This window comes from Caulobacter soli (assembly GCF_011045195.1).
In the GTDB taxonomy this organism is placed as follows: domain Bacteria; phylum Pseudomonadota; class Alphaproteobacteria; order Caulobacterales; family Caulobacteraceae; genus Caulobacter; species Caulobacter soli.
Genome location: NZ_CP049199.1, coordinates 3,206,933 through 3,227,300 on the forward strand (window position 1 = coordinate 3,206,933; position 20,368 = coordinate 3,227,300).

Here is a 20,368-nt window from a genome sequence, read left to right on the forward strand (position 1 = left end):
CGGGAGGATTGGAGCGGGCGATGGGAATCGAACCCACGACATTCTGCTTGGGAAGCAGACGCTCTACCTCTGAGCTACGCCCGCGAACGAGAGGCTGGCGCGCCGCGTTCCGTGGCCGATCCCTTAGCGGGTCTTCCCGGCGCGCTCAAGCCGATGCATGCGCCGGCGCGCCACATTCGCGCGAACCGGCGGCCGATCAGCCCTTGGCGCCGACGGGCAGGCTCATCACGAACGGCAGGGTCGCCGAGGTGATCGTCGAGCGGCGGCCGCCCTCATGGATTACCGTCACCCGTCCCAGGCCCGGCGAGACCACGACGCCGATCATCTGGTCGACCCAGGCATGCAGGGTCGCGCGGGCGTGCGCCAGCGCGTCGCCCTCAACGGACGCCACGCCCGAGGCCTCGACCTCCTCCTCGAGCCCGATCACGCGGTCGACGGCTTCGTCTCGTTCCTGGGTCATGGCGTTTCCTCAAGCGTTTCTGGCCGTCTGGCCTGTCTTCTAACGGCCGTGCGTTGACGAGGTCCATGGAGCGGCGCACGATCGATCAAACAAACGTTCGGGAGGAGAACGCCATGGCCGACGGACATCAGCATCCGGAAGAGCACGAGCGCGCCCAGTTCCACGCGATGGTCGACGGCACGCCCCAGGACTGGGCGATCATCGCCAACGCCTCGATGGAATTCGGTCGCGACCTGCCCAAGCGCTTGATCTCACACCTGAAACTGCTGCAGGGCGACTGCGGCGGCTTCGCCATCGACCGGCTGGACCACAGCTTGCAGACCGCCACCCGCGCCCACCAGGACGGCCGCGACGAGGAATATGTCGTCTGCGCTCTGCTGCACGACATCGGCGACATCCTGGGCCCGCGGAACCACGCCGACATCGCCGCGGCGATCCTCCAGCCCTTCGTCTCGGAGGAGAACCACTGGATGGTGGCCCATCACGCCATCTTCCAGGGTTACTACTTCTTCCACCACCTGGGCCTGGATCGCGACATGCGCGACCAGTTCAGGGGCCATCCCAGCTTCGAACACACCGCCCAGTTCTGCCACATCTACGACCAGGAGGCCTTCGACCCGGCCTATGCGTCGATGCCGCTGGAGGCGTTCGAGCCGATGCTGCACCGGGTGATGTCGGCGCCAAAGCGGTCGATCTATCTGCGGAAGAACGACGCGGCGGCTTAGACAAACTCGGCCAGGGCCTCAGACGCGAACGGCTTCAAGCCCTGCTGATCGCCCGCGCGCACCTTGATCGCCCAGTCGGGATCGGTGATCAGGGCGCGGCCCACGGCGATCAGGTCGAACTCCTCGCGCTCCATGCGGCGGATCAGGCCGTCCAGGCTGGTCGGCGTCGAGCGCTCGCCCGAAAAGACGTTGATGAAGTCGCCCGACAGCCCCACCGAGCCAACGCTGATCGTCGTCGCCCCGGTCAGTTTCTTGGCCCAGCCGGCGAAGTTCAGCCCCTCCTCGCCATCGATCTCGGGAAACTCCGGCGTCCAGAAGCGGCGCTGCGAGCAGTGCAGGACATCGACCCCCGCCTCGACCAACGGCATGAGCCAGTCGCTCATCTGATCGGGCGTATGGGCCAGGCGCGCGGCCAGGTCCTGCTGCTTCCACTGGCTGACCCGCAGGATGATCGGGAAGTCCTCTCCCACGGCCTGGCGGATCGCGGCGATCACCTCGGCCGCGTAGCGCGACCGTTCCTTGATCGACACCCCGCCATAGCGGTCGGCGCGTTCGTTGGTCCCGGCCCAGAAGAACTGGTCGACGAGATAGCCGTGTGCGCCGTGCACCTCCAGGGTGTCGTAGCCCAGGCGCTTGGCGTCCAGCGCCGCGCGGGCCCAGGCGGCGACGGAGTCGGCGATATCTTCCTCGCTCATCGCCATGCCATAGGCCTCGCCGGGCTTGATCAGGCCGGATGGGCTCTCGGCCGGTCCGTCGCGGTCCCAGTCGGCGGTCAGGCTCTTGATCGAGCCGGTGTGCCACAGCTGCGGCCCCATGGCCGCGCCGGCGGCGTGGACGGCGTCGATCACCTGCTTCCACCCGGCCAGGGCGTCCCCGTGGAAGAACGGCACGCCCGGATCGTTGCGCGAATTGGGCCGCTCGATCACCGCCCCTTCCGACAGGATCAACCCCACCTGCCCCTCGGCGCGCCGGCGATAATAGGCCACGTGCGGATCGCTCGGCAGGCCGCCGTGGGCGAAGGATCGCGTCATCGGGGCCATGACGATCCGGTTCTTCAAGCTGAGCGATTTGACGCGAAACGGCTCGAACAGGACATCGGGATGGGTCGACACGGGACGCTTCCTCACAAGGTATTTTCGTTGTGGGAAGGATGGGCGGCGTCCGCTGGTCGGGCAAAGCCGAACTGTTTAACCCCCTAAAGGATCGCTCCGCGACGCGGGCAGGAAGTGGCGGTCCATCAGGGTGTGCAGCTCGCCCATCACCCGGCCCAGAACGCGTTGATCCTCGGCGGGCAAGCCTCGGAAATAACGGACGAAATGGCCTTCACGCTCGATCGCCGCGCCGATGGCCAGGACGGTCTCCGAGCCCTTCGCGGTCAGGCTCAGGACAGTGGCGCGGCGATCGCCCTCGCCCTTCCGGCCCAGCACCAGCCCGGCGTCCGAGAGCTTGCGGATTCGCGCCGTCAGGGCGGCGTTGGAGACGTTCAGCGCCAGGGCCAGGTCGGTGGGCCGCAGCGGCTTTTCCGCATCCATCATCAGCGCGCCCAGCAGGTGGAAATCGGCGATGCTCAAGCCGTGCTGGCCGGCGATCCGATTCAACTCGGTCTCGACCAGCTGGGCCACCTTCATCACGTGCCACATCGGCCCGAAATGCCGGACGTCAAGGCCCAGCCCCGCGAAGAACGCGCTGCCGGCTTCCAGCTGGTCGACCGGCGCCCTGGGCTTGGCTGGCATGCCGTGGCTCCTCGTCCCTACTCCACCCGTTCGGCCTTGATCCCCAGCTTGGCCAGCTGGGCCTGCAGGCTGTCAGGCCCCGTCAGGTGCCCCGCCCCGACCGCCACGAAGCTGACGCCCGAGCCGGCCAGCTTGGTCTTCAGTTGCTCAGCCCAGTTCTGGTTCCGGTCGACCAGCAGCAGCTTGTAAACGTCGGGATAGTCGCTCTGCATTTCGTCGACCATCTGGCGCTTCAGCTCGGCCTGGTCGCCCGCCGCCCAGGCGGTGACCAGGGCGTCGATCTTAGCCGGGCCGTCGTCGATCTCATCCAGGGTGGATTCCAGAAGCTGGGTCTCCTGGACCGGCGTCATGTCGGCGAAGAAGCGCACCTGCTGCTCCATGGTCTCGAAGGCCGAGATCGGCTTGCCCGCCGCCTTGGCCTGGGCCGTCAGCAGCTTTTCGACGCCGCTTTCCGGGTCATAGCCGGCCTTCAGCAGTGGGGTCAGCGACACGGTCAGCGCCGCCAGCCAGGGCCGCATGGGCTCCAGCGCCTGGGGCGGAAAGCCCATGCCCTGGGCGGCGGCCTGCAGCTTGGCGTAGGACTCCGGCTTCAGCTTGGTCGACAGCGGCGCGGCCTGGTCGACGCCGTATTTCAGCATCAGGGCCCGGGTCGACGCCGCGTCCTCGGGCTGCTCGATCTCCATGACCACGTCGTCGGCGTCCCGGAAGGCCTTGGCGATCCTGGGCGAGCGCCACTGGGTCGTGGGCTTGAGCACGTGGACCGTGCCGAACAGGTAGATCGTGGAGTCCTTGTCCTTGATCGCCCACAGGGCGGGCTCGGCTAGGACAGGGGTCGCCGCCATCGCCAGCAGGGCGACGAAGGCAAAGGCGAAGCGGCGGACGGAGCCGAGCAGAATCATCATGCCGCCAGTGTTCGGGTCCGACCGTGGCCTTAGCAAGTCGGCTCGCGACGCGCTCAGGCCTCGTCCTGGAAGATGGCTTCGATCGGCTGGCCGAACAGGCGGGCGATCCGGAAGGCCAGCGGCAGGCTGGGATCGTACTTGCCCGTCTCCAGGGCGTTGACGGTCTGGCGCGAGACCTCCAGCCGTTCGGCCAGATCGGCCTGGCTCCAGTCGCGCTCGGCCCGCAGGACCTTGAGGCGGTTCTTCATCAGCGGTACCGCCGCGAGATCAGCGCCTGGGCCAGGCCCATGGCGGTGGCGAACACCGGCACGGTCGCCCAGCCCGGTACATGCGGCGCCTTGCCGAAGGTCTCCAGGAAACCCCAGACGGTGGCGATCCCCAAGGTCGCGCCGGTGCCCCACAGCAGGCTCTGGATCAGGTTGGCGCGGATGAACTCGTCGGTCTCCTCGGCCACATAGAAGCCCAGACTGGCGATGGCGCACAGCACCGCGACGGCCGGCGCCAGGGCGATGACATAGCCCAGCGGCCCCTCGGTCAGGCCCTGGTTGTGCAGCGTCACGCCGATCAGCAGCAGCAGGACATAGGCGCTCATCGAGCCGCCGAACCGCAGGGTGTAGCGGCGCATGGCCGGCCGCACCGTCTCGCGGGCGAACAGCTTCATGGCGGCGTAGACATAGCCGAAGGTCACGCCCGTCGCGCCGGCGGCGCCGACATAGAACCAGGCGCCCTGCCGCTGCATCAGCCAGATGAAGGCCAGCAGAGCGGCGACGAACCCGCCGACCAGGCCGGCCTTCTGCCAGGCGGGGGCGTTTTTCACTTCGGCGGACATGTCGCGCTTCCTCGTCTTTTTGACAAGGAAACTTGTCTTATTTTGTCGCAGACATGTCAAGCAAGCTTGTCAGAATTCCGGACAGGATGACTAGGCGGCTCGGCGCAGCGGGACGGCGTCGAAACGGTCCATGTGGCTGACATGGACGGGCTTGGCGGCGGACAGGCCCAGGGTCTGGGCCAGGCGGCTTTCGCCGCGCTCGCGCAGGATCATCCAGCCGTAGCGCGAGAAACGGTCGTCATAGTCGGACCAGCGGATGATCCGGCCCTGGTCATCGCAGCGCCAGATCGCCTTGTCGCAGCCCGGGATCGGGGCCGCGCGGTTCCAGATCGCGACGCGCTTGGCATGGGTCGAATAGGTCCCGCCGAAGAGTGCGTTCATGCTCCGAAAGCTCCACTGGGCCGCCGACTCGGTGAGTCGTTTCGCCGACCAAGGGAAGCTAGCACTGGTGGAAGGTCTTTTTCCGCCACACCACATCTAGTGCGACGCCGTGCCGCGCGACCGAATGACAGGTCACAGGATCGACGAACGGCGGTCGCGATCCAGCGCCACGACGAGGTCGGCGCGGGCGGGCGTCTCATAGGCGATGTGGCGGGTCAGGCGCTCGTAGTGCTGGACGAAGACGGCGACCTCGTCGTCACTCATAGCCCGCCCCTGCCCCGTCCGGGCCACCCGGTCGCGCAGCTTGGCCTCCTGCTCCTGGCGCCAGGCCAGCACGGTCTCGAAGTCCGGCGCGGTGAACAGCACCAACAGGTCCAGGCGGGCGAACAGGGCGCGATAGGGTCCGGCCAGGGCGGCGTTGACATAGGCCCGCCAGACGCCGTCGGGATCACGCTCGCGCTCGAGAGCGTTGACCGGCGCGGCCAGGGCCTCGGGCGGCTGCGGACGCGCCCCGACGCACCAGCCCTCCAGCAGCACGATGTCGACGGGTCCCTCGGTCAGGGGCCAGGCCTCGACCGGCGCGCGGTCGTCGGCGGCCTTGTCGAAGCGGGGCAGCGCGGTCTCGCCCTCTCCCGCCAGGCCGTCCAGCACGGCCAGGCCCAGGGCGACGTCGTGCGTCCCCGGAACCCCGCGCGTGCGCAGCAGCGGATGGGCCTCGCGGGCCAGGGTCTCGCGATCGGCCAGCGGCAGGTAGAGGTCGTCCAGCGACAGGGTCGCGACCTTCAGGCCCCGGGCCCCCAGCAGCGCCGCCAGGACGCGGACGGTCGTGGTCTTGCCCGAGCCCTGCGGCCCGCAGATCCCGACCACGAAGGCCGGCCCCATGGCCACGGATGCGATCCGGGCGGCCAGCGGCGCGTGCAGCCGTTCGATCTCGGCGGCGAAGTCGGTGGGGAGGTTTTCCTCGCGCAGGAAGGCGGAGAGCCAGTCTGGATCGATCATGCTTACCCCCTTCCTTCTCCCCTTGCGGGAGAAGGTGTCGGCGCAGCCGACGGATGAGGGTTCGCACGGCGCCGGCCAACGCCGCAAGCGGAGGAATGGACGGATTTGAGAGACCCCTCATCCGACCTCGCTCCGCGAGGCCACCTTGTCCCGCAAGGGGAGAAGGGAGCAACTACTGCACCCGCCGGACCTGGAACCCGCGCGCCGCCATCAGCGCCGGCAGGCCGTCCACGCCGGCCATGTGCAGGGCGCCGACCGCGACCAGCTCGACCCCGGGCTTGCCCATCTCGGTCACGAGCGCCTGGGCCCAGGCCTCGTTGCGGCGCTTGAGCAGGGTGTCGTAGAGCGCCGGCCGGTCGCGTTTCATCACGTCGACCACCAGCGGGCCCAGCTTGTCCATGTCGCCGTGCAGCCAGGCCGACTGCAGGGCCACGCCGTTGCGCGGCGGAGTCAGGGTCTCGGTCGCCACGTCGTCCAGGTATTGCACCTCGACCGCCTCGGGCAGGCCGGCGAACAGCTGGATCTGCTGCTCCAGGGTCTCGAAGACCGCGATCGGCTTGTCGGCGGCGCGGGCCTGGCGGGTGACCGTGGCGTCGGCGCCGGCCGAGACGCTGGCCCCCTGCTGGGTCAGCGGCAGCACCGACAGCATCATCGCCGCCGCCCAGGGCCGCAGGCGGTCGACACGGTCCAGCGAGCCGCCGTCCCGCTCCAGCGCCGCCTTCAGGGTCGCCACGGTGCGCGGTGGCAGTTTCTCGGTCAGGGGGCGGTCGGGATCGACGCCATAGCGGTCGACCAGGGCCTGGACCTCGGCCGGATCGGCGTCGGCGCGGGTCTCGAACCAGACCTTGTCGGCCTTGGCGTAGGCGCGGTCGAAGGCCCGGGTGCGCCACTTCACGTTCGGCGTCAGCACATGCATGGCCCCGAACAGATAGATCGTGGTGTCGCGGTCGCGCACTTCCCACATGGCCGGGGCGGCGCTGGCGCCGGAAGCCGCCAGCGCCGCGCACGCCAGGACGCAGACCGCCAGGCCGGCGGCCAACACCCTGCGATACGCGCCAAAACTCGACACCACGTCCCCCGACGTCCGGACTCAACAAGCCCCAGGCTACGAAGCCGCCGGTTAACCAGGGAAGCGCCGATCGTTGCGACCTAACGCCACGCCTTGAAATGCTTGGACAATTTCAAACCTTGACGCTGGTAGTGCGACCCGCCCTCGCCATAGAGGCGATCCGGCCGCGCGGTCAGGGGCTCATAGACCAGGCGGGCGACGATCTGGCCGTCCTCCAGCAGGAACGGCGTCTCGTGGCTGCGCACTTCCAGCACGCCCTTGGAGCCGACCGCGCCAGCCTCCTCGGTGCCGAAGCCGGGGTCGAAAAAGCCGGCATAGTGCACCCGGAACTCGCCGACCGACGGATCGATCGGGGTCATCTCGGCCGCTTCCAGCACCGGGATCTCGACGTCGTCCTTGGAGGCCAGGATGTAGAACTCGCCCGGGTCGAGCAGCAGTTCGCCGTGGCGGGTCTCCAGCGGCTCCCAGAAGTCGCGCGGATCGTGGCCGTCCTCGTGGTCCAGGTCGATGACCCCGGCGTGCCGGCGCCCACGGAAGCCCACGATGCCGCCCTCGCCCGGCGTCAGGTCCACGCCGACGCTCTTGATCGCCAGCTTGACCGGCTCGCCGCGCTTGAGGCGCAGCTGGTTCAGCCGCGTGCCGGCCTTGACCAGCACCGAGAAGGTCTGCGGCGCGATCTCGATATAGAGCGGCCCCTCATAGCCGGCCTCGATGTCGTCGAAGGCCTTGGAGTGGTCGCTGAGCAGGCGCACGAACACGTCCACCCGACCCGTCGAGCTCTTGGGATTGCCGCGCGCCGCCACATTGCCCGGCAGGGCCAGGCGCTCCTGGATCTCGGCGATGTAGACGCAACCCTTCTCCAGCACCGCGCCCTTGGTCAGGTCCAGCTCGTGCATCGCCACGTCCTTCAGACGCTCGGGCACGCGGCGGGCCACGCCGGGCAGGAACGAGGCGCGCACCCGCCAGCACCGCGCGCCCAGGCGCAGGTCCAGGCTGGCCGGCTGCACCTGGTCGGTGTCGAACGGGGTCTGGGAGGTGATCGCCTCTTGCGCGATCAGGTCCTCGATGGATTGGCAGGGCAGAATCCCCGCAGCGTGGGCGTCGGTCATCGGGGCGACACTCGCTAAACCGCGCCACGAAGGCAAGGCTCACGGGCCATCCGCACACCGCTTACTCGCGTGTGACAATTCTAATGTTGAAATCAAACTTGTCCGCCTTGACCCTTGGGCTCGCAAAACCCCTTATGCCGGCCGTTTCAGCGTCGAGATGAAGGAACCGCCATGGCCGAGGACCCGAAGGACTGGGATATCGCCACCAAGCTGATCCGTGGCGGTCTGGCGCGCTCGCAGTACATGGAGACGGCCGAGGCCCTCTACCTGACCCAGGGCTTCACCTATGACAGCGCCGAGGGCGCCGATCGCCGGTTCTCGGGCGAGGACCCGGGCTTCGTCTATTCGCGGTTCAACAACCCGACCGTGAAGATGTTCGAGGACCGCCTGGCGCTTCTCGAAGGCGCGGAAGTCTGCCGCGCCCAGGCCACCGGCATGGCCTCGATCCACATGGCGCTGATGGGCCTGGTCCGCGCCGGCGACCACGTGGTGGCCGGCCGCGCCCTGTTCGGCTCGTGCCGCTGGCTGATCGCCGAGTGGCTGCCGCGCTTCGGGGTCGAGACCACCTTCGTCGACGCCACCGATCCCAAGGCCTGGGAAGAAGCCATCCGCCCCAACACCAAGGCGGTGCTGATCGAGACCCCGTCCAACCCGGTGCTGGAGATCACCGACATCCGCGCGGTGTCGGAACTGGCCCACGCGGTCGGCGCCAAGGTCATCGTCGACAACGTCTTCGCCACTCCGATCTTCCAGCAGCCGCTGAAGCTGGGCGCCGACATCGTGGTCTATTCGGCCACCAAGCACATCGACGGCCAGGGCCGGGTGCTGGGCGGAGCGATCCTGACCAGCGAGGCGATCAACGAGGAATGCTACCGCGACGCCCTGCGCCACACCGGCCCGTCGCTGTCGCCGTTCAACGCCTGGGTCCTGGTCAAGGGCCTGGAGACGCTGGACCTGCGCGTGCGTCGCCAGAACGACACCGCCGCGGCCCTGGCCGACGTGGTCGCCGACCACAAGGCGGTCAAGCAGGTGCTCTACCCCTTCCGCCACGACCACCCAGGCCACAACGTCGCCAAGGCGCAGATGAGCGGCGGCGGCACGGTGCTGGCCCTGGACCTCGGCTCGCGCGAAGCGGCGTTCAAGTTCCTGAACGCGCTGGAGATCGTCGACATCTCCAACAATCTGGGCGACGCCAAGTCGATGGCCACCCACCCGCCGACCACCACCCACCGCTCGGTGCCCGAAGAGATGCGCCCGTCGCTGGGCGTGGTCGAGGGCGGCGTGCGCCTGTCGGTCGGCCTCGAAAGCCTTGCGGACCTGACCCGAGACGTGACCCGTGCGCTCGATCAGGCGTGAGTCCTCGCCTCCGTTGAAGCGGATCCGACGCCGTCGCGGCGCGGACGCGGGCATCTATGAGGCGCGCACGCGCGACATCGTCGTGCGCGTTTCTCCCGTCTACCAGCCCGAGGAGTCCTTGCCCGAGGAAGGGCTGTGGATGTGGGGCTACACGGTCGAGATCGAGAACCACGGCGTCGAGACGGTGCAACTGATCGCCCGCGCCTGGACGATCACCGACGGCCTCAACCGCTCCACCGAGGTCGAGGGTTCGGGCGTGGTCGGCGAGCAGCCGGAACTGCGGCCGCGCGAGGCGTTCCGTTATGTCAGCAACTGCCCGCTGCCGACGCCCACCGGCGCCATGGTTGGCCATTTCCAGATGATGACCGAGGCCGGCGAGGTGTTCGAAGCCGCGATCCCGGAGTTCTCGCTGCACCTGCCGGGCGCCGCGCGACGGGTGAATTGATCCGCCCTCGCCCGAAATCGGCTGCCGGTTGAAGTGCGTACAAGTTTAAGGCGCATTCCACGATATTGCCCGCAAGAGTTGGATAAACCGGCCTCGCTCTGACCGCGACAGTCGGCCTGGGGCAATGAGGCTGGTACATGTCGTCGCGCGCGGAGCGTCTGAACATCGCCATCAGGCAGCGCGGCATCATGAAGATGATGAGCCTGGCCGTGGATCTTGGCGTCGATGAGAGCGCGCTCAGCCGATGGCGGCGCGGCGGCGCGATGACCATGCACCACGCCATGGAGGTGTGCAGCCTGCTGGACGTCTCCATGGACTGGCTGGTCATGGGACGCGGCGAGATGGACCTGCATCGCACGCCCCCGCTGCGACCGGAGGAACTTCAGCTGATCACCACGCTGCGGCGCCATCCCGAAGCGCCTAGCCTGCTCAACCATCTGATCAGCATCCTGACGGGTCGCTGAGCCATTCTTGCGCGCCACGCAAGACACGGTTATCGCGATTGAATGCCGTTAAACACTCATTGGTTGTACAACATTCTTGAAACGCTGAAGGTTGGCTGCGTTCAGCGCGATCGACTTTGGACCGTCCGGGCAAACCACTAGCACACCCTCGCCCTTCCGCCCGTCCAAGTCCCGATCCCGCGATCGCTCATCACGAGAAACCCTTTCGAGGACATCGGACAATGGCCACCTACACTCTGCAGATCTTGAACGAATCTGGTTTCAACAAGAGCTACGTGTTCTTCATGACGCCGCCGGTGGTGACGACCACGGGCGCCTCGCCCGAGATCTTCACGAACGCCTGGGTCACCTTCAACAGCGTCGGCCAGGGCAGCTACGACACCGTCACCTACACCGACACCACCTACGCGTTCTGGGGCACCACCCCGTCCCAGCTCGCGCCGGGCGTGATCCTGGCCAGCGGCGGCTCGGCCCTGGTCGACACCACCGCCCAGGACGAAGTGACGTTCATCGCCAGCCCCACGGCCTTCTCGGCGCCGCCGGTTCCGGGCAAGGCCCAGACCGGTTCGTTCGCCATCGTCGCCAACAGCGATTTCGTGGCGGCCGACAACTACGTGTTCGGCCTGGCCCAGGCGTCCAGCACCCCGATCCCCGCCCCGGTCGCCACCTTCGTGGCCGAACCGAACGACACCTTCAACATCACGCCGGTCGTCACCTTCTACGTGGCCGACGGCGCCTATACCGCCGGCGAAGTGATCGACTATTCCTCGGTGTCGACCACCGCCGCGCAGATCGACTTCACGGGCCGCCCCGAGACGACCGCCACGGTCACCCAAGGGACCAACGGCCTGTTCACCATCCAGTACAGCTAAGCCTTCATCGCGAGCCGGACGCCCCAAGCGCGCGTCCGGCTCGCCCCCTTCCCCTCATTTCATTTCCAGAAAACGATCGCCCCGACCCCGTCGGCGCGATCGAGGAGATCGCCATGCCTGTCACCGCTAAAGACTTTCACACCCCGGCCGGGAACGTCACGCCGATCCTGAACGGGACCAACTTCACCGCCACGTTCAGCAACACCGCCACGTTCGAAGGCGCCCCGATCGCCAACGGCGAGTATCGGCAGTACGTGAAGGGGCAGTTCAAGGCCAACGGATCGGTCCTGACCCACTACCTCTGCGCCGGCGACCCGATGTCGAGCACGACCTACAAGGAGGACGGCTGCCCCTCCACCTGCACCGCCTATGGCCATCGCAGCTGCAAGGCGGTGTGGGACAACATGTACAGCCCGACCCAGGCGACGGGCCCCAACTACACCATGTCCGACAGCCCCGGCTTTCGGAACGTGGTCCCCGGCGTCCAGTACACGGTCGACCTGCAGTTCAGGGGCCAGTTGATCGATGTCAGCAGTTCCGGCGCTCTGCTCAAGAGCGCGGACTGGACCGTGAGGGGCCAGACCACCGCGGCGGCGTCGCTGGACGACGACACGGTCACCGCGTCTCCGCCGGGCGAAGGCCTGCAGCCGGGCGACCGGATCGTGGGCGCGCACCTGGCCAAGAACGAGGATGGATCCAGCGAGGTGCATCTGGTGGTCATCCGCCCCGCCCTGGCGCCGCGCCTGGATCCGTCCAAGATCGTGGCCAACCTCAGGGACGGCGCGGGGCACGCCGTGCGCGTGGCCAGCGCGGTGGCCCACGAGATCGACGGTCACGGCCGCTCGACCGCCAGCGTGGTGTACACCCTTCGGCAGAACGCCAAGACGCCGGTGGAAATGGAGCTGCAAGGCGTGCGCGGCCTGCTGCTGGCCATCGCGCTTCACTGAGCCAGGGCGTCCGCGACGCGACTTGGCGACGCGGACGCCGACCGGCCGGCTCCCACCGCCGCGGCGAGGCGCCTTCGATGACGACCTACCAGATCCAGGTGCTCAACCAGTCCGGCTTCGCCAAGAGCTACGTCTTCTTCCTGGAGCCGCCTGACGTGGACGGGATGGGAAGCGCTCCGACCGTGCAGGCCAACGCCTGGGTCACGTTCAACAGCGTCACCACCGGCGGCTTCGACTCCGCCACTTTCGACGACAGCGTCTATGCTTACTGGGGCACGACGCCCGACGCGCTTGGCCCCGGAACGGTGCTGGCCAGCGGCGGAACCGCCCTGGTCGACCTGGACGCACAGGACCAAGTGTCGTTCACGGCGTCGCCGACGGGCTTTGGGCCCGCCAGTCCGGGCATGGCCGCGACCGGGGCCTATGCGATCGCGGCCACCAACGACTTCACCGCCGCCGACGGCTTCGCGTTCGGCATGGCCAAGGGCGCGGGGACGCCCATTCCCGCGCCGACGGCGACCTTCCTGGCCGAGCCCGGAGACACCTTCAACATCACGCCCCAGATGATCTTCTATGTCTCTGACGGCGCCTACACCTCGGGCCAGGTGCTCGACTACTCGGCCCTGGTGGTCACGGCGGCGACCGTCGATTTCAGCGACCGCTCGCAAACGACGGCGACCGTCACCCAGGACGCCCAGGGCGCCTTCACCGTGGCCTACAGCTAGGCGGCCGCTGGCGGCTCCAGCTCGTACTTCCGCGAGCAGTACTCGCAGGTCACGTGGATCTTGCCGTCGGGTTCGACCATGTCGGCGACCTCCTCGGCCGTGAACGAGCCCAGCATCGCCCCAACCCGGTCTTCCGAGCAGCGGCAGAAGGCGCGCAGCGGCTTTTCCTCGAGCAGGCGCACGCCGTCCTCGTTGAACAGCCGCCACAGCAGGGTGGTGGTCGGCAGGGTCGGGTCGGTCAGTTCGTCCTCGCCGGTGGTCTCGAAGAAGGCCTGGGCGTGACGCCAGGCTTCCTGGGTCTCGCCCCGGCTCTCATCGCCGGCGATGGACTGGATCAGGATACCGCCGGCGCGCCACTGGGGCCCCTCGCCCGCGTCGACCTGGCCGACCGCCAGGCGCACCCGGGTCGGGGTCTGTTCGGACTGGACGAAGTATTGCTCCGCGCACAGGGCCAGGGTTTCGCCCTCGATCGGGGTGATGCCCTGATAGCGGTCCATGTCCGGCCCCTGGTCGACCGTCATGATGAAGGTGCCGCCGCCCAGCAGGGTGCGGGCGCCGGGCCGGGTGAAGCCTTCGGAGACGGCCGCCACTTCCTCGGGATCGAACCGGCAATAGCCGCGCAGGCCGCCGCTGGTGTCGTAGTCGACGACGACATAGCGCACCGGGCCGTCGCCCTGGGCCTGGATGATCAGCCGGCCGTCGAACTTCAGGCTCGACCCGACCAGGGCGGCCAGTGCGCAGGCCTCGCCCAGCAGGTTGGCGACGGGCTCGGGATATTCGTGGCGGGTCAGCACCTCGTCGACCGCCGCGCCCAGGCGCACGATGCGGCCGCGCACGGGCAGGCCTTCGATCTGGAAGGCGGAAACGAGGTCGTCGGGCGCGCCCTCGACGGCGGTGGTGGCGGTGATGTCGGTCATGGGGAGGCTAGATAGTCGCTCGGGTGGAAAATGCGAGCCCCCTGCGACCGCGTCGCCCCGACCTCGTTTCGGCGCCGCGCGTCAGCCGGCGTCCATCGCGCACCGGAAACCGATGGTCCCGGCCCTGTCCTTGCCCGGCGCCATCAGCAGCAGCTTGCCGTGCTGGTCGTTGCGATAGGCCTGGGGGAAGTACCAGATCGAGCCCTGGGGCTGGTAACCGCTACCGCCGCGCAGGATGGCCGCGCGGGTGTGGTCGTCCTGGTGCTCATCGGTCCATTGCCAGACATTACCGACCAGATCGAGCACGCCGAACGGGCTGGCCCCGGCCGGGTGGGCGTCGACGGCGTCCGGCGCGGTCAGGGTCCGCCCCCTGTTGGGCGTCGGCACGGCGGCGGGGTTCCAGGCCTCGCCCCACGGATAGGTCCGGCCGTCGCTCCCTTGCGCGGCGTACTGCCATTCCCATTCGCGCGGCAGGCGCTTGCCGGCCCAGGCGGCGTAGGCGCGGGCGTCCTCCAGCGACACCCAGGTCACCGGCTTGTCGGCCCAGCCATCGGGATACGACCCGCCGGTCCAGTCCTTGAGGAAGTTGAAGTCGTCCTTGGGGTGATAGCGCGTGGCGTCCAGGAAGGCCTTGAATTGGGCGTTGGTCACCGGTGTGCGATCGATGAAGAACCGCTTCATCGCCATCTGGTGATCATGGAAGCGCCGGGGCGAGTCCTCCCACGGATAGGCCACGTCGACCCCGACGCCATTGCCGCCCTCGACCTCCAGGCCGCGTACCTGGAAACGGAAGGTCCCCGCTGGAATCTCGACCATGCCCGTCGGCGTGGTCACGGCCGGGCGGGTCGGGGCGATCTCGATGATCTTCTGCGGCAGCGGCTTCCACTCGGCCGAATAGCTGGCCAGAGGCTTGGCGGTCATGGCCTTCATGCGAGCCATCAGATCGCGCATCGCCGCGTCGGGCTCGCCGTCGACCGCCAGCACCGCGCCATAGGCCTTGGCCTCGACCGGGAAGCTCAGCCAGGCCTTGCCGCTCCCTGAGTCCTTGGCCCGCTCCGGCGTCAGTTCGGCGCCGTGATAGAGGTCGAACCAGCGTCGGCCTGGCGCGTCGGCCACCGTCATCTGCCGGCCGTCGACGCCGTATTCGTTGCGGTTGACGATGGTCCAGACCTCGGCTCCCCCCTTCGGCCAGCGACTGGCGAACACGCCGAACCGGGTCATCGGATAGAACGGCTCCCAGTCGGGGCTGGTCAGGAACGGCGCGACGCCGCGCTCGATCGTCGCCACTCGCCGCGTCGCCTCGCCGTCGCGCGGGGTGATCCCGTTCCAGATGCCCCAGATGTTCTCCCAGCTCTCCCAGCCCTCGCCGTTGAAGAAGGCGTACTGCAGGTCGTCGGTCTTGGAGCGGTTCCAGCGGTCGGAGATGTTGACCATGTGGCGCGGCTCCAGCCAGCGATAGCGGTCGACCTTGGGGACGAAGCCGAAGTCGTACTGGCCCCACGACATCACGTTCCAGGCCAGCTGCTCGTCGTGGACCACGCCCTCGGGCTGGAAGGCCAGGCTCTTGCCCTGGCGCTCGGCGGCCAGGGAAAAGGCCAGCGGCACGCCGTCCTGGGTGTCGCCGTTCATGCCGTCGGCGCCGATCTCGATCATCAGTTGGGTCAGGGCCTCGGGCCACGGCGCGCCGGGATCGCGCGTGCCCTGGTCCCACATCATCATCGGGAACAGCACCTTGACGCCCCGGCGGTGGAAGTCGGCGATCATGGCCTTCACGCCCGGGATCCCGCCCGGCAGGGCGTGGATCATGTCGATCTGATTGCGCGCGTCGACGCCCAGGTTGGGATAGTCGGGCCACAGCAGCACCGCGTCGATGCCGCCGAACCGCGCGATCAGGTCGTCCAGATAGCGGTCGACCGTGTAGCGGCCGCTGGCGGGGTCGTAGAGATAGCGATCCTCCATCATCGCCTGGGCCTGCATGAAGGCCCGCTGGGTCCAGGCCAGTTCGGGTTTGTCGTAGCGGCTGGTGTCGAGCCCGACCCGGATCCGGCGCTCGGCTCGCCAGCGGGTGACGTCGGCCAGCCAGGCCTGGTGGTCGACCTCGGTGCACGGGCTGAACGGGCCTTCCCACGGCTCGGGATAGGCAAAGCAGCGCGGTCCTGTGACCATGTTCTGCTTGAACCACGGGAAGGTGGAATACTGGGTGTCCTGGGCGCGGGCCTGAGAGGTCAAGGCGGCCAGGGTCAGGGCGGCCAGGCCGGCCGCCAACAACGCGGCGCGACGGCCATTCGACGCGTGATTGGTCTTGGTCACGACCTGCTCCCCCACTGAACGCTAACGATAGCGATAGCATCGTCCGGCGCGCGCGATGGCCGTCTACCCGTTCGACACGGCGGTTTCAGTCCGGCGCCGCGCCGCCGCGCAGTCGTGGTCCGTCCGGCCCGCTTTCCGTGCGCCGGCTTGCTCAAGCGCGCACGAGGCTTGCACGCCATGACGGGTCGCTGCTTCTCTCGCTATGAGGCTGGCGACTGGGGAGAAGCGCGATGATCACCGTTTTCGGCGAAGGCCGGGGCTTCCGGGTCGTGTGGCTGCTGGAGGAGATGGGGCTGCCGTACCGGCTGCGGGATGTCGATCTCCTGGCCGGAGTCGAGAACGACGCCGAATTCCTGGCCATCAACCCAGCCGGGTTCATCCCCGCCATCCGCGACGGCGACGTCACCATGGTCGAGTCCATCGCGATCATGGAATATCTGCTGGCGCGCCACGGCCCGTCGGCGCTGGCGCCCAACGCCCAGGACCCGACCTTTCCGGCCTACCAGCAATTCCTGCACCTGGGCGAAGCCGGCCTTTCCGCCTCGGTCTATTTCGTCTCGGGCGCGCGGAACATCGCGCCGGAAAGCGAGCGCGACAATTGGAGCGCGCGCCAGGCGATGCGGGTGTTCACCAGCCGATTGGGCCTGGTGACCCGGCGACTGGAGCACGCGCCGTACATGGCCGGAGAAGCCTTCACCGCGGCGGACATCTCGGTGGGCTACGCGCTGGAGATGGCGCGCAAGAACATCGGGTTCGCGCTGGGCGACGCGGAGCAGGCCTATCTGGCGCGGCTGCGCGAACGTGGCGGCTATCGGCGCGCGTTGGCCGTGTGCGAGGCGACCCGGACCTGGTGGACGAGCTAGCCGTTCGCCCTAGTCGACGAACGGCTTCTCGATCTCGTAGACGGCGTCTTCCAGCTTGTCGCGGAACAGCTGCTGGGCGTCCTGGACGCCCTGATTGTAGTAGTATGGCCCCATCTGCTCGGAGATGAAGTCCAGCAGGAAACCGGCCTGCAGCGGGCTGGCCTCGCAGTCGAGTTCGCGGTCCAGATAGCGCGTCAGCTTGTCGAGCAAGGCGTCGCGCTTCTGCTTGTTGAACTCGATCTTCGACACTGGCTGATCCTTTTTAGCCAATCGCCCCGAAGCACCAGGCGAGCACCGACTTCTGGGCGTGGATGCGGTTCTCCGCCTCGTCCCAAGCCAGCGAGCGCGGGCCGTCCAGCACGGCGTCGGTGACTTCCTCGCCCCGGTGGGCGGGCAGACAGTGCAGGAAGACGCCGTCGGGCTTGGACAGGTCCATCAGGGCGTCGTCGACCTGGTAGGGCTCCAGCGCGGCCAGACGCTCGTCATGGTCGGTGTCGCCCATCGACACCCAGGTGTCGGCCACCACCACGTCGGCCCCGCGCACGGCGGCCTTGGGGTCGTCGGTCAGGGTGATCTGGCCCTGCAGCTCCTGGGCACGGGCCAGGTCGACCAGGTCCGGGTGATAGATCGCCGGGCAGGCGATGTTCAGCTTGAAGCCCAGCAGCGGCGCGGCGTGGATGAAGCTGGAGCAGACATTGTTGCCGTCGCCGACCCAGGCGATGGTCTTGCCGCCCACGTCGCCGCGATGCTCTTCGATCGTCAGCAGGTCGGCCATGATCTGGCACGGATGGCTCTTGTCGGTCAGGCCGTTGATCACCGGCACGGTCGAGACCTGGGCGAAGCGCTCGACGTCGGCGTGGCTGTTGGCGCGGATCATCACCGCGTCGACCATGCGCGACAGCACCTTGGCGGTGTCTTCGATGGTCTCGCCGCGCCCCAGCTGCATGTCGGCCGAGGTCGAGATGATGCCGTCGCCGCCCAGTTGGCGGATCGCCGCGTCGAACGAGAAGCGGGTGCGGGTCGAGTTCTTCTGGAAGATCATCGCCAGCACGCGGTCCTTGGCCGGGGCGTCGGCGTCGACGCGGCCCTTGCCCCAGCCGGCGCGGGCGGCCTTGCGGGCCTTGGCGTCCTCGAGCATCAGGCGCAGCGTCGCGCCGTCCAGCTTCCACAGATCGATGAAGTGTCTGGGCTCAGTCATGACAAATCCCCCTGCCCGCCCATCCCGGCGCGCGCCGGAACGGGCGGTGTCTTGTCGTGGCGTTAGGCGGCGGTCTGGGCCCGGGCGGCCTCGCAGGCCTTTTCCAGCTTGGCGATCGCTTCCGACGCTTCCTCGATGGTGAGGTTCAGCGGCGGCAGCAGGCGCACGCAGTTGTCGCCGCCGCCGGCGATCAGCAGCTTCTGGTCGCGGGCCAGGACCATGAACTCGCGATTGTTCGGGATCAGCTTGATGCCGATCAGGAAGCCCTTGCCGCGGATGTCGACGATGACGTCCGGGAAACGATCCTTCAGGCCGTTCAGCTGCTGGACGAAGTAGCCGGCCACCTGCTTGACGTTGTCGAGGATCTCGTCGGTGTTGATCGTGTCGAACGCCGCCTTGCCCACGGCCATGGCCAGCGGGTTGCCGCCGAAGGTCGAGCCGTGGACGCCCACGGTCATGCCCTTGGCCGCCTCGGTGGTGGCCAGGCAGGCGCCGACCGGGAAGCCGCCGCCCAGGGCCTTGGCCACCGCCATGATATCGGGCGCGGCGTCGCTGGCCCACTCGTAGGCGAACAGCTTGCCGGTCCGGCCCATGCCGCTCTGGACCTCGTCATAGATCAGCAGCACGCCGGCGTCGCGGGTCAGCTGGCGCAGCTCGTTCAGTTGCTCGACGGTCATGGCGCGGGCGCCGCCCTCGCCCTGAACCGGCTCGATGATGAAGGCCGCCGTGGTCGGCTTGGCCACCGCGGCCTTGATGGCCTCGATGTCGCCGAAGGTCAGCTGGGTGTAGCCCGGCAGGCGCGGCCCGAAGCCCTCGACATAGCTGGGATTGCCCGAGGCGTTGACCGCCGCGTACGAGCGGCCGTGGAACGAGCCATCGAAGCCGAAGATCTCGACCCGCTCCGGCTGGCCGTTGGCGGTGTGGAACTTGCGGGCGGTCTTCAGCGCGCACTCGATCGCCTCGGTGCCCGAATTGGTGAAGAACACCACGTCGGCGAAGCTGTTGGCGCACAGCTTGTCGGCCAACTCTTCCTGCTCTGGAATGCGATAGATGTTGGATACGTGCCAGAGCTTCTCGCCCTGGGTCTTCAGCGCCTCGACCAGCGCGGGGTGGGCGTGGCCCAGACCGTCGGTGGCGATGCCCGCCACGCAGTCCAGGTATTCCTCGCCATCGGTCGAGAACAGGCGCGCGCCTCGGCCTCGCTCGAACGCCAGCGGGGCGCGATTGTAGACGCCCATGATGTGGTGTTGTTGCGAAGGGTTAGACGACGTCGACGTGCTCAAGACGGCCTCCCAAAAAGGAAAGAAGCCCCCGTGCTGAAAGCGCGGGGACCGGAAGGCTGAGCGTTGTCGGCGCGTAAGCCCGCCCTGTCAACAAATCGGCCGTGAATTTTGGGTGTCAGCGATGGTTAAGCCACACTGTTCGCGGTCCCATGACCCGCCCGCCGGTTGAACCGGGATCGTCCAGGCCGTACGCCTTAGGGGCTCGGGGGAGCCCTGTTCAGGAGATCGTCCATGAAACCCATCGCCCCCGCCCTCCTCGCCCTCACGGTGCTGGCCGGCTGCGCCGCCGCCACGCCCGCGCCGACGGGTCCCTCCAGCGCGGCCGTCACCGGCCAGGTCGCGTGGCGCGAGCGGATCATGCTGCCGCCCCAGACCAAGGTGATCGTGCGCCTGCAGGACGTCAGCCTGGCCGACGCCCCGGCCAAGGTTCTCTCCGAGGCCGTGATCCCGGCCCAGACGCCGCCCGTGGCGTTCTCCCTCGGCTACGATCCGGCCCAGATCGCGCCCTCGGCGCGCATCACCGTTTCGGCCCGGGTCGAGGTGGACGGCCAACTGCGGTTCATCAACGACACGTCGATTTCGGTGATCAATGGCGGGCCGACGAAGGACGTGACGGTGCTGGTGAAGGGAGTTGGACGTTAAGCCCGGCCAACCCCGATCCGTCTTCCCGGCGAAGACCGGGATCCAGATTCACCCGGAGCGGCTCGTGGGCTTCACCTGGGCCCCGGCCTTCGCCGGGGAAACGGATATGAAACGGCCGCCCCTTTCGAGGCGGCCGCTT

Annotated in this window: 24 protein-coding genes and 1 tRNA gene; 9 read left to right on the forward strand and 16 right to left on the reverse strand. The window is 68.1% G+C overall.

Going from position 1 to position 20,368, the window contains the following annotated elements:
• Positions 1 to 9: 9 nt before the first annotated feature.
• Both G3M62_RS14935 and G3M62_RS14940 read right to left on the reverse strand, forming a co-directional pair.
• Positions 10 to 84 (reverse strand) — tRNA-Gly (locus G3M62_RS14935).
• Positions 85 to 196: 112 nt separating this feature from the next.
• Positions 197 to 460 carry a hypothetical protein gene (locus G3M62_RS14940; protein WP_165188295.1) on the reverse strand — a complete coding sequence of 88 codons (264 nt, stop codon included), beginning with the start codon at positions 458 to 460 and terminating at the stop codon, positions 197 to 199.
• A 113-nt stretch (positions 461 to 573) separates the two neighbouring features.
• Here G3M62_RS14940 and G3M62_RS14945 point away from each other — a divergent pair, with 113 nt between their 5' ends.
• On the forward strand, positions 574 to 1,185 hold the full coding sequence (locus tag G3M62_RS14945; RefSeq protein ID WP_165188297.1) for an HD domain-containing protein: 612 nt from the start codon (positions 574 to 576) through the stop codon (positions 1,183 to 1,185).
• On the opposite strand, the gene G3M62_RS14950 is transcribed toward G3M62_RS14945, so the two are convergent.
• The 9 genes from G3M62_RS14950 to G3M62_RS14990 form a co-directional block, all read right to left on the reverse strand.
• Positions 1,182 to 2,297, reverse strand: a complete 1,116-nt coding sequence (locus G3M62_RS14950) for an NADH:flavin oxidoreductase (RefSeq protein ID WP_165188299.1) — start codon at positions 2,295 to 2,297, stop codon at positions 1,182 to 1,184. The genes G3M62_RS14945 and G3M62_RS14950 overlap by 4 nt on opposite strands.
• A 75-nt stretch (positions 2,298 to 2,372) precedes the next feature.
• Entirely contained in the window at positions 2,373 to 2,918 is a 546-nt protein-coding gene (locus tag G3M62_RS14955; protein ID WP_165188301.1) for a MarR family winged helix-turn-helix transcriptional regulator, read from the reverse strand.
• Positions 2,919 to 2,935: 17 nt separating this feature from the next.
• Complete coding sequence (locus G3M62_RS14960; RefSeq protein ID WP_165188303.1) at positions 2,936 to 3,820, reverse strand: TraB/GumN family protein; 885 nt, start codon at positions 3,818 to 3,820, stop codon at positions 2,936 to 2,938.
• Positions 3,821 to 3,873: 53 nt separating this feature from the next.
• Entirely contained in the window at positions 3,874 to 4,068 is a 195-nt protein-coding gene (locus G3M62_RS14965) for a helix-turn-helix transcriptional regulator (RefSeq protein ID WP_165188305.1), read from the reverse strand.
• Positions 4,068 to 4,649, reverse strand: coding sequence for a hypothetical protein (locus tag G3M62_RS14970; RefSeq protein WP_165188307.1), 582 nt, complete (start codon positions 4,647 to 4,649; stop codon positions 4,068 to 4,070). The genes G3M62_RS14965 and G3M62_RS14970 overlap by 1 nt, the downstream gene beginning before the upstream one ends.
• Before the next feature lie 90 nt (positions 4,650 to 4,739).
• Positions 4,740 to 5,030 carry a hypothetical protein gene (locus G3M62_RS14975; RefSeq protein ID WP_165188309.1) on the reverse strand — a complete coding sequence of 97 codons (291 nt, stop codon included), beginning with the start codon at positions 5,028 to 5,030 and terminating at the stop codon, positions 4,740 to 4,742.
• A 132-nt stretch (positions 5,031 to 5,162) separates the two neighbouring features.
• On the reverse strand, positions 5,163 to 6,029 hold the full coding sequence (locus tag G3M62_RS14980) for a kinase (RefSeq protein WP_165188311.1): 867 nt from the start codon (positions 6,027 to 6,029) through the stop codon (positions 5,163 to 5,165).
• A gap of 172 nt (positions 6,030 to 6,201) precedes the next feature.
• The gene (locus tag G3M62_RS14985) at positions 6,202 to 7,098 is read right to left on the reverse strand and encodes a TraB/GumN family protein (protein WP_246263282.1); all 897 of its coding nucleotides are present in this window, start codon (positions 7,096 to 7,098) and stop codon (positions 6,202 to 6,204) included.
• 80 nt (positions 7,099 to 7,178) lie between these two features.
• The gene (locus G3M62_RS14990; protein ID WP_165188315.1) at positions 7,179 to 8,207 is read right to left on the reverse strand and encodes a 2'-deoxycytidine 5'-triphosphate deaminase; all 1,029 of its coding nucleotides are present in this window, start codon (positions 8,205 to 8,207) and stop codon (positions 7,179 to 7,181) included.
• Positions 8,208 to 8,378: 171 nt separating this feature from the next.
• On the opposite strand from G3M62_RS14990, the gene metZ reads away from it, so the two are divergent.
• From metZ to G3M62_RS15020, 6 genes are all read left to right on the forward strand, one after another.
• The gene (gene metZ, locus G3M62_RS14995; RefSeq protein WP_165188316.1) at positions 8,379 to 9,563 is read left to right on the forward strand and encodes an O-succinylhomoserine sulfhydrylase; all 1,185 of its coding nucleotides are present in this window, start codon (positions 8,379 to 8,381) and stop codon (positions 9,561 to 9,563) included.
• Positions 9,544 to 10,008 carry a Co2+/Mg2+ efflux protein ApaG gene (apaG, locus tag G3M62_RS15000; RefSeq protein ID WP_165188318.1) on the forward strand — a complete coding sequence of 155 codons (465 nt, stop codon included), beginning with the start codon at positions 9,544 to 9,546 and terminating at the stop codon, positions 10,006 to 10,008. The genes metZ and apaG overlap by 20 nt, the downstream gene beginning before the upstream one ends.
• 137 nt (positions 10,009 to 10,145) lie before the next feature.
• Positions 10,146 to 10,472 carry a helix-turn-helix domain-containing protein gene (locus G3M62_RS15005; RefSeq protein WP_165188320.1) on the forward strand — a complete coding sequence of 109 codons (327 nt, stop codon included), beginning with the start codon at positions 10,146 to 10,148 and terminating at the stop codon, positions 10,470 to 10,472.
• A 221-nt stretch (positions 10,473 to 10,693) separates the two neighbouring features.
• Positions 10,694 to 11,344 carry a hypothetical protein gene (locus G3M62_RS15010; protein ID WP_165188322.1) on the forward strand — a complete coding sequence of 217 codons (651 nt, stop codon included), beginning with the start codon at positions 10,694 to 10,696 and terminating at the stop codon, positions 11,342 to 11,344.
• A gap of 113 nt (positions 11,345 to 11,457) precedes the next feature.
• Complete coding sequence (locus G3M62_RS15015; protein ID WP_165188324.1) at positions 11,458 to 12,291, forward strand: hypothetical protein; 834 nt, start codon at positions 11,458 to 11,460, stop codon at positions 12,289 to 12,291.
• Between the two features lie 77 nt (positions 12,292 to 12,368).
• Positions 12,369 to 13,016: a hypothetical protein gene (locus tag G3M62_RS15020; protein WP_165188326.1), complete on the forward strand. Its 648-nt coding sequence runs from the start codon at positions 12,369 to 12,371 to the stop codon at positions 13,014 to 13,016.
• On the opposite strand, the gene G3M62_RS15025 is transcribed toward G3M62_RS15020, so the two are convergent.
• Both G3M62_RS15025 and G3M62_RS26530 read right to left on the reverse strand, forming a co-directional pair.
• On the reverse strand, positions 13,013 to 13,933 hold the full coding sequence (locus G3M62_RS15025) for an Hsp33 family molecular chaperone (protein ID WP_165188328.1): 921 nt from the start codon (positions 13,931 to 13,933) through the stop codon (positions 13,013 to 13,015). The genes G3M62_RS15020 and G3M62_RS15025 overlap by 4 nt on opposite strands.
• Positions 13,934 to 14,014: 81 nt before the next feature.
• Positions 14,015 to 16,243, reverse strand: coding sequence for a formylglycine-generating enzyme family protein (locus G3M62_RS26530; RefSeq protein WP_246263283.1), 2,229 nt, complete (start codon positions 16,241 to 16,243; stop codon positions 14,015 to 14,017).
• A gap of 230 nt (positions 16,244 to 16,473) precedes the next feature.
• Here G3M62_RS26530 and G3M62_RS15035 point away from each other — a divergent pair, with 230 nt between their 5' ends.
• On the forward strand, positions 16,474 to 17,106 hold the full coding sequence (locus G3M62_RS15035; protein ID WP_165188330.1) for a glutathione S-transferase family protein: 633 nt from the start codon (positions 16,474 to 16,476) through the stop codon (positions 17,104 to 17,106).
• A gap of 9 nt (positions 17,107 to 17,115) precedes the next feature.
• Here the strand turns inward: G3M62_RS15035 and G3M62_RS15040 are convergent, their stop codons facing one another.
• From G3M62_RS15040 to G3M62_RS15050, 3 genes are all read right to left on the reverse strand, one after another.
• The gene (locus G3M62_RS15040) at positions 17,116 to 17,355 is read right to left on the reverse strand and encodes a DUF2164 domain-containing protein (protein WP_018062315.1); all 240 of its coding nucleotides are present in this window, start codon (positions 17,353 to 17,355) and stop codon (positions 17,116 to 17,118) included.
• A 13-nt stretch (positions 17,356 to 17,368) separates the two neighbouring features.
• Complete coding sequence (argF, locus tag G3M62_RS15045; protein WP_165188332.1) at positions 17,369 to 18,304, reverse strand: ornithine carbamoyltransferase; 936 nt, start codon at positions 18,302 to 18,304, stop codon at positions 17,369 to 17,371.
• Between the two features lie 62 nt (positions 18,305 to 18,366).
• Positions 18,367 to 19,587, reverse strand: a complete 1,221-nt coding sequence (locus tag G3M62_RS15050; protein ID WP_165188334.1) for an aspartate aminotransferase family protein — start codon at positions 19,585 to 19,587, stop codon at positions 18,367 to 18,369.
• Between the two features lie 231 nt (positions 19,588 to 19,818).
• On the opposite strand from G3M62_RS15050, the gene G3M62_RS15055 reads away from it, so the two are divergent.
• A complete protein-coding gene (locus tag G3M62_RS15055; protein ID WP_165188336.1) occupies positions 19,819 to 20,229 on the forward strand; it encodes a YbaY family lipoprotein in 411 nt (136 codons plus the stop codon).
• The last annotated feature ends 139 nt before the right edge of the window (positions 20,230 to 20,368 follow it).